Here is a 12,445-nt window from a genome sequence, read left to right as displayed (position 1 = left end):
GATGAATGCTGAAGCGACGTCATTGGTGCGAGTTCTGGTGGGCACCATGCGCAGCCTTAAAGTTGAAGTAACAACGGTTGACGCGTTCCAGGGGGAGGAGTTGCAAAAGCGCAGTGCGCTTGCCGGAACGCTGGCAGCTGCTGCCGGATTGAGTGGGCTAGCTGCTGGGATGGTGGCTATGTCTATGGAAGAGATGCGCGAGGAGGCTTTTGCGCTGACCTTTCAGTTGGGTGATGAGGAAGTGCGTGCGGTTTTATGGGGGAACCCATTTCAGGATGGAGACGAGGTTGAAGTGGTGGCGGAAGAGGCCGATGGTTACATGCGAGCATTCGCCGTGCTTCGTCCACGTGACCGGATCATCGCTCTTTTCCCTCACGTTGTGTCCGGTAGATCGGCGCATATTAAGACCACAATCAGGGGTTTGCTGTGGATGTCATTGGCTGTCGTTATCGTCACTAATGTCGTGCTAGCTTTTTTCTGGGTTCTAGGTGGTGGAGGGGATTTGCCTATGCTGATGGTAACTATTGGTGTAGTTATTTTGGCGGTTGTCGCTATTTTTTCACTTATTGGTTGGAATGTTTCAAGAAAGTATCTTCCGTTTGTGAAAATGGCGGAGATTGTTTTCACTTCGGTTGGTTGGAAGAACCCTGGGGAAATAAATTTGCGCAAGAAGACTATGACTTCTATTCGGCCGGATGATCCGCCAGCGCTCGGTCCTTTCTATTTCCGCTATTAATCGGTATCAGAAGCAGTATTGTTAACTGGAGATTCCGTAATCGATTGCGGTCTTCCTATAGCTGGTCGAGGTTCGTAAATTTCAACGCTGTATTGATAGTTATGCAAGCGACGGATGGGTATTTGCGTGCATATGGAGTGAGTTGATATGTTGACAGGTTGGTATCCAAAATTTGAGGCTGAGAGAGGGATACTCAATGTCGAAAAGAAAGAGCATCTTGCTCAGGGGGTAGGCGGTGATTTCCATCCAGATGACTCCGCATCACTGATATCCCTTAACTCGACATATGCGGACTTCGTGGATCGAACCTTTTCAATGAAAGGTTTCATCCCTACATTCGCCGCAGGTGCTCTTAGCCTTTTCGGCGCCGTTCTTACTATTTGCGCTGTGGTTTTGGTTTTTCCGGTGGATCCAACATTGACCGAGTTCACGGTTGTGGTTCTTTTTTTATTGCTGATGGGCGGGTTCGTATACTTTTTTTGGAACCTGGTGCTTCGGCACGACTTATTTGCATGCCGTTATTATCCGATCAGATTCAACAGGCTGACGAGGAAGGTTCATATTTTCAGGAATAACGGCGCGAATGGCGAGGTTGTTGTTTCCTGGGGAAGTGAGGATCTCTTCTTCTTTTTGGGCTGGGGCAATCAAAACAAAGAGTTGTGCGACCTTCGTCGCCATATTTTAGATAAAAATCGGATCATCGTAGATACGTTTACTGTGGGGACTTTCACTGACGATCCTTCGCGAGTTCGTGGTCGCTGGGAATTTATTAACAGGTATATGGACGGTGGGCCCGATTATGCTGTTGCTCACGAGTCGGATAAGATCGTTACGCTGTCCATGAAGAACAGCTTTAGGAACTCATATCGCTGGACCTGCTTCTTGCTTGGCAGGTCGTTGTTTCCCTTAAGACACTTCCTGTTTCCTTGGTATGGGGTATTGGCGCTAACTCGTTGGCTGGTTATGGCAACATGTGCGACGCCCCATTTTTCGCCCGCGACCGTTGCGGAGAGTAGATTTGATCCAAATGACGAGGGGCGTTGGGAAGAGCCTGAATACATCGACCAGTTTGGTGAGCGCCCGGACGTAGTGGCGAGAATGAGGCAGCTTCATCGTGAGCGGAAGCGCGGAAGGGGCGGTACAGACCCCTTGTAGTTCGATGCCTGCTTCGCTTAAGAAAAAGCCCGCCTAGGCGGGCTCGTTGAGAAGCAGTGCAGAGCCTCCCGATGGCTGAGTCAGCGTCGTTCGGGAATTGCTGACTTCCCTTCGATGCCCAAGCGCATCACACACGCCATCACATAGCAGGACAAGCCGGATCCCTTCCACGTACCCCTGCACAGATCTTCGCGCGACACTCCAAACCCTTGGTGGTGTTCGCACCAGGGCAGGCGCGCAGCTGGGTCTGGATGGTCGATTCTGTTGAAGCAGTCTTCCGCGTTGCCACCTGCTCGAACGCGACGCGTTCGTCATCGGCACGCTTCTTGTCGTCTGCTTCGATCTTCGCGATCAGATCGTCCATGGTCTGAGGCTGTGGCGCTGCAGCAGCTTTCTTCTTCTTGCTTTCTTCTTCCTTGATGATGCCCAGCAGCGTGCCGAGCAGGTTTTCATCCTGCGTCCTGCTGCCTGCAGCGGTGCGTGCAGCTGCTGGTGCGCGCTGCGCACGCGCTTCTCTTGCAGGAGCTGCAGCCGTTGCACTTGAAGTTGTACTTGCTGTCGCCGGCAACGCCTGCGCCGACGTGGCTGCATTGCGGCTGTTTGCGTCCGTGGTGTCCGGTGCATCAACAATCATCGCGGCACCATTGCTACCTGCAGCTGCGGGTGCATCGGGGTGTCCGGTGACAGAAGTTGCAGACGAATCTGGAACTGCGTCAGGGTTCAACGAGTACTCGGCATCGTCCTGTGTGCGGCTGCTTGAGAGCCACCACAGTGTTGCGCTTGTGAATGCAAGCAGCAGTGCGCAACCCGCACCAACCCACCACCAGACACGCCGGCTTTGGGGGGAGTGGTCTTTGGTGGCGCGCGATGATGCGGCAACCTGTCGACCTTCCATGTCTGCGAGAATGCGGCCCGTGTTCGGTGCCGGGCCGTTGTTCTGCGCTCCCCCTGAGAGCAGACTCGGCCGATTTATTCCGCCATTATTCAAGTGCTTCCAGCCCTTGGTTTGAGTCGGCTAGTGCCGAGACGAATACGCGCATTTGTAGAGTAAGCCTCTCGATGCGTCAACCTGCATTGTCGTCATGGAGGACCGGTGACTGTAATTGTCGTTGTAGCCATTGTGCTGTTGCTGCTTGTTGCGTTGCTTTGCTGGGGCCTGTTGTTCCCTGAGTCGCTGGGTCCGGTGTTTGCGCGTCTGCGGGCGCGTTGGGTTGCAGTGCGACAAAGGGCGGGACGTGCAGGCGATCGCGCTGGCGCAGGTGCTGCGCGTGTGCGCAGCGGGGTTCGTGAAGAGGTTGTGAGTGTACGTGGCACGCTGCGTCGTCACTGGCCCGTGCTGACCATCGCAATAGGCTTGCTGTGTATTCCTCCGGTGATAATTCTGATGTCACGACAGACAGTGGTGCTGTCTGATTTCCGCGGTGATGATCTTGCCCAGTCCGGCTCCATGGTTGCGCAGTTGCTGCGTGGTGAGCGTCTGACGCCGCCGCCTGCGCCGCCGCCGGAAGTGTTCACGACCACTGAAATTCGCCGCCTGCGACCAGAGATAGTCACTGCTGATCGCAAATGGAACCAGATTGATCCGGATCTGCAGCAACGCGTTCTGGCTATCTACGAAGTCATGCGCCGTCAGTATGGTTACGAGATGGTGTTGATCGAAGGCTATCGCAGCCCCGAGCGACAGGCCGAGTTGATGGCCGGTGGCAAGGCGACCCGCGCCGGTGCTTGGCAGAGCTGTCATCAGTACGGTTTGGGTGTGGACAGTGCGCCAATTCGTGACGGACGTCTGCAATGGGACATGGAAGATCCGTGGACCCGGCGCGGTTATTTTCTGTACGGCGAGCTTGCTGAACAGGCAGGTCTGGATTGGGGCGGCAACTGGCGCAGCATCAAGGACTATGTGCACGTAGAGGCCACGGCGCGATGCAAGGTGGCACGCAACGCGAAGCGTGATGAACTGCGACGCCAAGGCTTATAAGCGCGAACAAGTGCTGGTATCGTACGCCGGTGATGACTCGGGTCGCCGTTGGACAGGGGCGATGGAAAGACTGGGTCACGGCGAATCAAGGAGTGTGATGCATGGCACGACCGTTTATCGTTGTCGGCGACAAGTTAAGTCATGGTGGTAGCGTGGTGTCTGGCACTGCCCAGACAGACGTGAATGGAAAGCCGGTTTCCCGCATCGGGGACCGCGCCATCTGCGCGGTGCACGGGGCAACTTCAATCATCAGTGGTGACGCTACCGTCGTAATCGACGGGCAGCCTGTAGCACGTGACGGAGATCGCACTGCATGTGGGGCCACGTTGATGGCCACACAGAGCAGCACTGGGTTGGGCTGAGCGCAACACGCGGTACAGGAGCAGCGCATGGAGCACAGCGACTGATGGCAGGATGGTTGAAGAACGCGGGGAGCGTAATGATGGTCTTTGCCGCCACCTGGGCAGCGGCCATCATGTACTGGCGTAGCAGTGGCACCACCCCCAATGGCATGCAGATGCTGGCCTACCTCGGCGTATTGCCGGTGGGGTTGAGCGGTGCGGGCTACATGCTGCGCGGCATGCTTTCACGTGGCGTTGACAAGGCGGTTGCAGCCAGCGCGAATGCCGAAGAGGCCGAACCTGCAGCTGCAGTCGAGTCCAGCGGCACGCATGTTTCCTCGGTGGCAATCACCGCAGGAAGCGTTCACCTGCCTGCGGGCAACGATGCGAACGCGGTGTTGGCCGTCGCCTCGGCGTTGCCACGGCCGCAGTTGGACACGCGTTTCCGCGACGCCAACAATCTTCCGATTCGTGTGAGTGCCGTCGCTGGTCTTGACGAGTGGGCAGTGTTGTCTGAGCGCGAAGGAGCGATTGATACCGCAGCCCATGAGCGGCGCGCGATGGCGTTGTTGCAGCCCGTTCTCGAACAATTACTCGACGCGGCTTATGGCGCGATGCCGGCAATTGTTGGTGGTGAAGAAGTTGTGATTGCTGGTCTGCGTCGGCGCGAAGAAGATCGGGTCGAGAATGTTCTTACCGTGGAGCTCGTCGTTTCGCCATCCTGGTCGGACGGTCTGCGTCATTGGGCGCAGACATGGCTGCAAGAACAGGCGCTGCAGGCCGGGTTGGATGCGCGACGGTTTGATGTGCGCATCAGCGCGTTCGAGCGTTCCGGTGATGTGTGGCCACATCTGCAGCGGGTTGTGGATGCCTTGAGCTCGGGCACACCGCGTTGGCATTTGATCGCTTCCTGCTATTCAGCGATAGACGCTGCGGTCATCAATAACTGGTTGGCGCGCGGCCTGCTGGCAACCGCGCAACACGCCGATGGTCACGTGCCGGGCGAGGGTGCCGCTGGTGTGTTGCTGGCCAGCAGCCAGCTCGCAGATGAGGGTGCCGCTCGTTTCTGGCGGCCGCAGTTCGAGCGTCTGGAGCCGGTTCACGGCACGCGTCCTGCAGAGCTCCGCCGTCAGCTCGCCAGCGCGGCAACGCAGTGGTTGCAGCCTTTGCTTGCCGACGCGGCGCGGGTGCAGTTCGTGATGCATGATTCCGATCAACGCCCTGAATCGCTGGTTGATACAGCGGCAGTCACGGCTGCGATCAACCCTGATCTTGATTTCAGTTCACAGAGCCTTGCCCTGGCATTGTGCTCTGGTGAGCTCGGCCCGGTGTTGCCGGTCGCCTTGTTGGCTTTGGCCCAAGCGCAGCTGCAGCGCCAGTCCGAGGCAGTTGTGTTGCTGGGCGTTGCCGACGCGCAGCAACGTTTGTTTGGCCTCGTAGAGCCGCTTCCTTCCCCGACGCTGGCGGTTGCAATGCCGGCAGTCTCCTGAACCCTGGATTCCTTGCATGAGTTTGAGCAATTTCAGCTACTACCTGCGCGACTATCGCTTGTGGATGGTGATTGGTCTTATCGGCGCCGCTGGGCTGGCCAAATACGGTGAGGCCGAGGCCAGGCAGATCGGGATATGGGCGGCGATCGTGCTTGCAGCGCTGTTGGTCATTGCGCTGATCGTCTGGATCATCAAGCGGATCATGGCGCGGCGCGCGGCGCGGCGTGTGGAGGCGATGGTGCAGGGCGAGGCCGACAAGGCCGTGGCCAACGCGCAACCGTCGCAGCGTGCCGATACCGAGGCCCTGCGCAAGCGCATGCTGGATGCGGTGAAGCAGATCAAGTCCTCGCGGATGGGTATGCTCAAAGGCAAAGCTGCGCTGTATGAGTTGCCTTGGTACGTGATCATCGGTAACCCGGCAGCGGGCAAGAGCACGGCGATCCTCAACTCCGGGCTGCAGTTCCCGTTCGAGGACAACCGCAGCAATGTCATCCAGGGCATCGGTGGTACCCGCAACTGCGATTGGTACTTCACCACCAACGGAATCGTGCTGGATACGGCCGGTCGTTATTCGGTAAGTACCGAAGACCGCATGGAGTGGCTGACCTTCCTCGGGCTGCTGAAGAAGAACCGTCCGCGCGCACCCATAAATGGCGTGATCATCGCGGTGAGCATTGCCGAGCTGTCTGGCAGCAAGCCCGAGTTTGCGATGGAGCTGGCCAAGAACCTGCGCCAGCGTGTGCAGGAAGTCACCGAGCAGCTGGAGGTGTTCGCTCCGGTGTATGTGTTGTTCACCAAGGCCGACCTGATTGCCGGCTTCAGCGAATTCTTTGGCAATCTGGATCCGGGCGAACGCGAGAATGTCTGGGGCGCGACGTTGCCGGCTGATGTGCTGCAGCAGGGTGATGCGCTGACTGCCTTCGACAAGCATTTCGACGAGCTGGCCGACGGCATCAAGGAAATGAGCCTGACGCACATGGCGATGCAGCGCGGGCGCGAAGTATCGCCGGGCCTGCTGTCCTTGCCGCTGGAGTTCGTTGGCATCAAGCCCGCGCTGCGGACCTTCATCGCCACTCTGTTCGAAGACAACCCCTATCAGTTCAAGCCGGTGTTCCGTGGCTTCTACTTCAGCAGTGCGCTGCAGGAGGGTCGCTCAGTGCATCACGCGTCCGAGCGCGTGGGCAGGCAGTTTGGCCTGCAACGCGGTTCGAACGTGGACGAAGCACCAAGCGGGCAGACTGCCTTCTTCCTGAAGGACCTGTTCCGCAAGGTGATCTTTGCTGACCGCGATCTGGTACGGCAGTACGCGAGTCCGCACCAGAACCGCCTGCGCTACGGTGTTTTCCTAGGCGCGGTGGGTGTGCTGGCGCTCGGGCTTGGCCTGTGGACCTGGTCCTACACCACCAATGCGCAGCTGGTGGCCAATGCCACCAAGGATCTGGACCAGGCCGTGCGCGTGCAGAAGGACCGCATGGATCTGAAGTCCCGCGTCGATGCGCTGCTGCTGTTGCAGGACCGCATGGAACAGCTGGACCGCTATAAGAAGGAAGGCGGCATCACCACCAGCCTCGGCCTGTACCAAGGCGACGCGATCCGCGAGAAGCTGCTGCGTGAGTACAACCACGGCATGCAGCAGGTAATGCTGGCCCCCACCGTTTCCAACCTCGAGAACTATCTTGGGCAGGTGGTTGCCGAGCGCGACAAGCTCGGCCAGGCCAACGCAGGCGCTGCGGAGAGCGAGACGCTGTACCAGAACGCATCGCCGACCAGCACCAACGACGCCTACAACGCGCTCAAGACCTACTTGATGCTGGGCAATCCCAAGTACGTGGAAGGCGCACATCTGTCGCAGCAGCTGACACTGTTCTGGCGCAACTGGCTGGAAGCCAACCGTGGCCAGATGAGCCGCGAGGAAATGGTGCGGGCCGCCGAAAAGCTGATGACCTTCTATGTGGCGCAGGCCGGTAAACCGGGCTGGCCGCAGGTGCAGAACAAGGTGACGCTGGTCACCGATTCGCGCCAGGCCTTGTCGCAGGTGATGAAGGGCCAGCCGGCGATGGAGCGCGTCTTCGCGCAGATCAAGGCGCGTGCTGGTGCGCGCTTTGGCACGGTGACGGTGGATGGTCTGGTGGGCGAGGAGCGCAATGCCCGCCTGATCAATGGCAGCTATGCCATCTCCGGCGCCTTCAGCCGCAAGGCCTGGGAAGACTATGTTCAGGACGCGATCAAGGAAGCGGCCAATACCCAGCTGAGCACCACCGACTGGGTGCTGGGCACGACCGAACAAAGCGACCTGTCGCTGGCCGGCAGCCCGGAACACGTGTCGCGTGAGCTGGTCACGATGTACAAGCAGGAGTACGCGCGCGAGTGGGGCAAGTTCGTTGCCGGCTTGAGTGTTGCCGAGTTCAATACCTTCGACGAGGCCACGGCGCGCATCAACCGCCTTGGTGATGCCAGCAACTCGCCGCTGCGTACCTTGCTTGAGAAGATCAACGAGGAAACCATCTGGGACAACCCGCCTGCACAGGCGCGTTCCAGCAAGTCCGGCAAGGGCTTCGTGGCCTGGTTCCAGCGCACCATCCTGCGCAAGGACCCGGCGGCGGCCGCCGCTGCCGCGCCGGTGGGGCCGATTGGCAAGGCGTTTGAAGGCATCGCACGGCTGACAATGCCGCGCGGTGATCAGCCGGCGGTAATCTCGGCCTACTTTGATACCTTGGGCAAGCTGCGGGCACGCTTGAACGCCATCAAGTCGCAAGGCGACGTGGGCGTTGGTGCACGCAAGCTGATGCAGGACACCTTCAGCAATGAGGGCTCCGAGCTGAGCGTTGCCTTGGCGCTGGTCGACGAGCAGGTATTGAACGGGCTGGACGAGAAGCAGCGCGAGGCATTGCGTCCGTTGTTGTTGCGTCCGTTGACGCAGACCTTTGCGGCCCTGGTGTTGCCGACCGAGGATGAGGTCAACAAGACCTGGAAGGCCCAGGTCTATGATCCCTTCAAGGCGCGCATCGGCCAGCAGTATCCGTTCAACCTGAACTCGGATGTGGATGCAGCCGCCAGCGACATCGCTGCCATCTTCGGTGCCAGCGGCAGCATCGCCACCTTCAACAAGGATGCGATGGGGGCTTTGGTCATCCAGCGTGGTCCTTTGCTTGAAGCACGCCGTTGGGCAGGTATCGGTATCAACTTGTCTTCCGAACTGGTCGCCAACTATGGCAATTGGGTAAGTGGCGCGGGTGCAGGCGCTGCCCAGGACACGACTATCTTTGAGTTGTTGCCGTCGCCTGCAACCGGTGCGGTGGAATACACCATCGAGATTGATGGCCAGCAGCTGCGCTATCGCAACACACCGCCGCAGTGGACCACCATGCAATACCCGAACGCAGGCCAGATTCCTGGGGTGAAGATTTCGGCGGTTACTGGTGATGGGCGCACGGTGGAGGTGTTCAATGCACCGGGCTCGAACGGCTTCAAACGCCTGATGTCCGAAGGCCAGTACGAACGGCTTGATGATTCCAGCCGTATCACCTGGGAAGGCAGCGGCGTTGCCGTGACCGTGGAGATGCGCGTGGTGCGCCGTGCTGGCACGGGTTCTGATGGCAGTGATTGGCAGCGTGGCCTGCAGTTGCCGGAGCGGGTGGCCGGTGGCGTACCTGTCGCCGCTGCTGCTCCGGTTACACCCGAAGGGCAAGCACCTGCGAGCGCGCCAGCCGCGCCGCAGCAGGCCGCGGGAGGTGCACGATGAGCCGCGTTGTCAGCGCCGGGGTTTCCTACTTCGGAAAGGTGCCGTCGCGCGGTGACTTCGTGCGCGCCGCCGACAACCACCAGTTGCTTGGCTGGCTTGATCGCTGGGCTGGCGAATCCTTGGAGCTGCTGAGCCAAAGCCCGGACTGGAAGCAGCGTTACGACGAGGCGCCGGAGATCAATTACGCCTTCCTCGGCTCGCGCAGCAAGATGCTGGTGTGCGGCCATTTCCTTGCCAGTCGCGATGCCTCTGAGCGGCGCTTCCCGCTGCTTTCAGCACTGCGACTGGAGGCGCCCGAGCCGCTGCCCTTCATCGGCCGCAGCCCGTTGGCATTGTCCAACGCATGGTCGGGGCTGGCCCGTCTGGCTCGGCAGGCCAACGAAGATGCCGATGCAACGCAGGCGCTGAGCCAGCTGTCTGATGCTCGCTTCAGCATCAGCACCGATCCGGCCGACTACAACGCCAGCTTCCAGGACTTCCTTGAAGGCACAACCATCGCCAGCTTCGAACAACGCCTGCGTGAGGCTGGGCATGGCGAGGTTTCGTTGCGGCAGATGCTGCCGGCACTGGGTCTGCTGTTGCAGCCCGTGTTGAGCGGTGGCGAGGTGAACATCGACAAGGCACTGGTGCTGCCGCTGGTACGCGACCCGGCCTACCGGCCGCTGGTGGCCGCGTTCTGGCTGGACCTGGTGTCCAGCTTCGTCAGCCGGGGTGACTTCGAGCTGGCGGTGCTGATCCGCAATGATGCCAAGCCGACGATGGTGATCGGCTTCAATGGCGCGGATCGCATGGTGCTGCGCGCGGCCTTGGATCCGTCCGAAGCTGGCGACTACCTGATTCACCTGCAGCATTCGGAGTGGGTGGACGACTACCTGCACGGCGACTACAACTTGAACCGCTTCGGCAGCTTCCTCGAACGTGATGACCTTGCATTGGTCACTGCGCGTCGGCTGTTTGGCGAGACCTTCCTGGGAACCTGACGATGCATTTGTTCAAAGTTAGCTATATCGCTGCGTTGATGTTGGTGGCCACGCCTGTGTTCGCGCAGACCGCGCCGTCGGCAACCGTGACGGCGCCCTCGGCTGCAGAGCGGCCAGTGATAATCGAGGGTGTGGTACCTGATCAGACCACCAAGGCCAAATTGCTCAACAATCTGCGAGCGGTATATGGCGCAGAACGCGTTGTGGATCGTATCCAGGTCGAAAGCATCGCCACGCCGCCCAATTGGGGTGACTACGTTGCCGGAATGATCAATCCCGGGCTCAAGCGCGTGTCGCCGGGCAAGCTCGAGGTCAACGGCCAATCTGTACGCGTCACCGGCGAGGTGGCCAATGAAGCCCTGCGTCAGCAGGTGGCCAGTGATCTCAGCCTCGCCAGCAACACCAGCTACACGGTCAACAATGCCTTGAAGGTGGGTTCACAGCAGGGCGTGCTGGATCAGACGCTGGCCAACCGCATCATCGAATTCCAGAGCGGTAGCGCCAGGTTGACGCCATTCGGTATGAGCATCCTCGACGAGATGGTCGCCAAGATGGCGCAGATGCCGGACAGCCGCTTCCTGATCATTGGCCATACCGACAATGTGGGGCAGCGCGCATCCAATCTGTCCTTGAGCCATGCGCGTGCAGCTGCAGTGAAGAGTTACATGATGTCCAAGGGCATTCCCAGCACGCATATGGACGTGCTTGGAAAAGGCCCGGATGAGCCGGTGGCCGACAACGTCACCGACGACGGCCGCGCGCGCAACCGTCGTATCGAGTTCAAGATCCAGTAAAAGCGCTTTGTCAGTTGTGAAAGAGAGCGACGGGCTTAAAGCCCGTCGTTTTCGTTTTTGACATCGAGCATTTCTTCCATCTGCTCGAGGGTCGTGTGGTCCTTGATGACGCGCTTCAGCCAGACATGCAGCGGCATCTCGCCCCAATTGGCGGCCTTCTCGGCCAGATAGGCGACAGGGCTGTGCGGCTCGGTGCGGCGGAAGAACTCGGCCACCTGACGCAACTGTGCCAAGGCTTCCTTGCGGCTGGTCGGGGCACCTGCCGGGCCGCGTGGCGCGGCACTGTTCATTGTTGGCTCGGTAGCAGCGGTGGACGCGTTGAAGGTGTCGCCAGCATCATCAGCGGGGTCATCCACTTCGCCATCGAGCAACATGCCGGCTTCGCGGGCAAACCGCCGAACCGTGCGCTGCAGGTGATCCAGCTGTTCGCGTACCGCGCTGAAGCTGGGGCCATCCATGCCTAGGCGGCTGTCCACGGCGGCCTGCAGCTCATCCAGCGCTTGGCTGCAGTCGGGCAGGGCCGCAACCAGCTGCCGATAGACATCGTGTGACGTGCTGCGGCGCGCCGCTTCGAGAACGTCCAGGCTCGGGCGGCCATCGGAATGGTCGCCGTTGCTGGCATGCGCATGTTCGAAATCAGCCAGACTGAAGCGGCCCTGCGGTGCGACGGCAATGGGGATTGCACGCAGCCACTGCGAGGTATTGGTCAGTAGCCAGCTCAGGTTGCCGATGCGTTCTTCGTAGTCGCCGTCGTGCGCTACGGGATGCACATCATCCCAATAGCGATCGCACAGGCCTGCGGTGACCCGGAAGCCCGCAGCAAGGCCGTTGAAGCCATCCTGCTGGGTTGCTGCTTCGCACAGCCAGCCCGCCAGCCGCAGGTCCTTGGTACGGGTCTGCAGCAACTGGTTGCAGTCGCGCAGCACGCTGCCCCAGTCGGCGTATTTGATGTCGGTCTGCCACGCCCCCTGGTCCAGGGTAGGGTCGTCGGCGCGACGGTTTTCGATGATCCGATCAAACTCGACGGAGAACGACAGGTCTTCACCGGTCGCAGCGTGTCCGTCAATCGGGGCCAGCAGGGCATCCTGATCCAGCATGGCAAATCTCATTGTGGGCTACCGGTCGATTCTAGCCCGGCGATGGGCAAGAGAATGTAGAGGCCGGTTGCAGGTCTGGAATGGCCCAGCCCTGGCTGAGTTCATTCAGCAATCGTCGGGACCCACTCCTGC

The 12,445-nt window shown here is 59.9% G+C and carries 10 protein-coding genes; 8 read left to right on the top strand and 2 right to left on the bottom strand.

Annotated features, from left to right (window positions below; translation table 11 throughout):
• Position 1: 1 nt before the first annotated feature.
• Positions 2-736, top strand: a complete 735-nt coding sequence (locus ACVOK8_RS02870) for a putative type VI secretion system effector (RefSeq protein ID WP_481565491.1) — start codon at positions 2-4, stop codon at positions 734-736.
• A gap of 147 nt (positions 737-883) precedes the next feature.
• Positions 884-1,891: a DUF6708 domain-containing protein gene (locus tag ACVOK8_RS02865; protein WP_481565490.1), complete on the top strand. Its 1,008-nt coding sequence runs from the start codon at positions 884-886 to the stop codon at positions 1,889-1,891.
• 139 nt (positions 1,892-2,030) lie between these two features.
• Here the strand turns inward: ACVOK8_RS02865 and ACVOK8_RS02860 are convergent, their stop codons facing one another.
• Positions 2,031-2,615 (bottom strand): hypothetical protein, encoded by a 585-nt coding sequence (locus ACVOK8_RS02860; protein ID WP_481565489.1) that lies wholly within the window; start codon positions 2,613-2,615, stop codon positions 2,031-2,033.
• Positions 2,616-3,275: 660 nt separating this feature from the next.
• Between ACVOK8_RS02860 and ACVOK8_RS02855 the strand changes: the two genes are divergently transcribed.
• The 6 genes from ACVOK8_RS02855 (at position 3,276) to ACVOK8_RS02830 (ending at position 11,216) form a co-directional block, all read left to right on the top strand.
• Positions 3,276-3,869, top strand: coding sequence for a M15 family metallopeptidase (locus ACVOK8_RS02855; RefSeq protein ID WP_481565488.1), 594 nt, complete (start codon positions 3,276-3,278; stop codon positions 3,867-3,869).
• A gap of 101 nt (positions 3,870-3,970) precedes the next feature.
• Positions 3,971-4,231, top strand: coding sequence for a PAAR domain-containing protein (locus tag ACVOK8_RS02850; protein ID WP_303749871.1), 261 nt, complete (start codon positions 3,971-3,973; stop codon positions 4,229-4,231).
• Positions 4,232-4,308: 77 nt separating this feature from the next.
• The gene (locus ACVOK8_RS02845) at positions 4,309-5,700 is read left to right on the top strand and encodes a hypothetical protein (RefSeq protein WP_481565487.1); all 1,392 of its coding nucleotides are present in this window, start codon (positions 4,309-4,311) and stop codon (positions 5,698-5,700) included.
• Between the two features lie 16 nt (positions 5,701-5,716).
• The gene (gene tssM / locus ACVOK8_RS02840; RefSeq protein WP_481565486.1) at positions 5,717-9,442 is read left to right on the top strand and encodes a type VI secretion system membrane subunit TssM; all 3,726 of its coding nucleotides are present in this window, start codon (positions 5,717-5,719) and stop codon (positions 9,440-9,442) included.
• Entirely contained in the window at positions 9,439-10,422 is a 984-nt protein-coding gene (gene tagF, locus ACVOK8_RS02835) for a type VI secretion system-associated protein TagF (RefSeq protein WP_481565485.1), read from the top strand. The genes tssM and tagF overlap by 4 nt, the downstream gene beginning before the upstream one ends.
• A gap of 2 nt (positions 10,423-10,424) precedes the next feature.
• The gene (locus ACVOK8_RS02830; RefSeq protein WP_481565484.1) at positions 10,425-11,216 is read left to right on the top strand and encodes an OmpA family protein; all 792 of its coding nucleotides are present in this window, start codon (positions 10,425-10,427) and stop codon (positions 11,214-11,216) included.
• A gap of 35 nt (positions 11,217-11,251) precedes the next feature.
• On the opposite strand, the gene tssA is transcribed toward ACVOK8_RS02830, so the two are convergent.
• Positions 11,252-12,313 carry a type VI secretion system protein TssA gene (tssA, locus tag ACVOK8_RS02825; protein WP_481565483.1) on the bottom strand — a complete coding sequence of 354 codons (1,062 nt, stop codon included), beginning with the start codon at positions 12,311-12,313 and terminating at the stop codon, positions 11,252-11,254.
• Positions 12,314-12,445: the final 132 nt, after the last annotated feature.

The sequence above is a fragment of the Stenotrophomonas sp. STEN083 genome, assembly GCF_056759195.1.
This window is presented reverse-complemented; position numbering and strand designations above follow the sequence as displayed.

Excerpts from the sequence above, each read along its gene's own strand:
- ACVOK8_RS02870 (WP_481565491.1), top strand. The coding sequence starts at position 2 with ATGAATGCTGAAGCGACGTCATTGGTGCGAGTTCTGGTGGGCACCATG.
- ACVOK8_RS02865 (WP_481565490.1), top strand. The coding sequence starts at position 884 with ATGTTGACAGGTTGGTATCCAAAATTTGAGGCTGAGAGAGGGATACTC.
- ACVOK8_RS02855 (WP_481565488.1), top strand. The coding sequence starts at position 3,276 with ATGTCACGACAGACAGTGGTGCTGTCTGATTTCCGCGGTGATGATCTT.
- ACVOK8_RS02850 (WP_303749871.1), top strand. The coding sequence starts at position 3,971 with ATGGCACGACCGTTTATCGTTGTCGGCGACAAGTTAAGTCATGGTGGT.
- ACVOK8_RS02845 (WP_481565487.1), top strand. The coding sequence starts at position 4,309 with ATGATGGTCTTTGCCGCCACCTGGGCAGCGGCCATCATGTACTGGCGT.
- tssM (WP_481565486.1), top strand. The coding sequence starts at position 5,717 with ATGAGTTTGAGCAATTTCAGCTACTACCTGCGCGACTATCGCTTGTGG.
- tagF (WP_481565485.1), top strand. The coding sequence starts at position 9,439 with ATGAGCCGCGTTGTCAGCGCCGGGGTTTCCTACTTCGGAAAGGTGCCG.
- ACVOK8_RS02830 (WP_481565484.1), top strand. The coding sequence starts at position 10,425 with ATGCATTTGTTCAAAGTTAGCTATATCGCTGCGTTGATGTTGGTGGCC.
- tssA (WP_481565483.1), bottom strand. The coding sequence starts at position 12,313 with ATGCTGGATCAGGATGCCCTGCTGGCCCCGATTGACGGACACGCTGCG.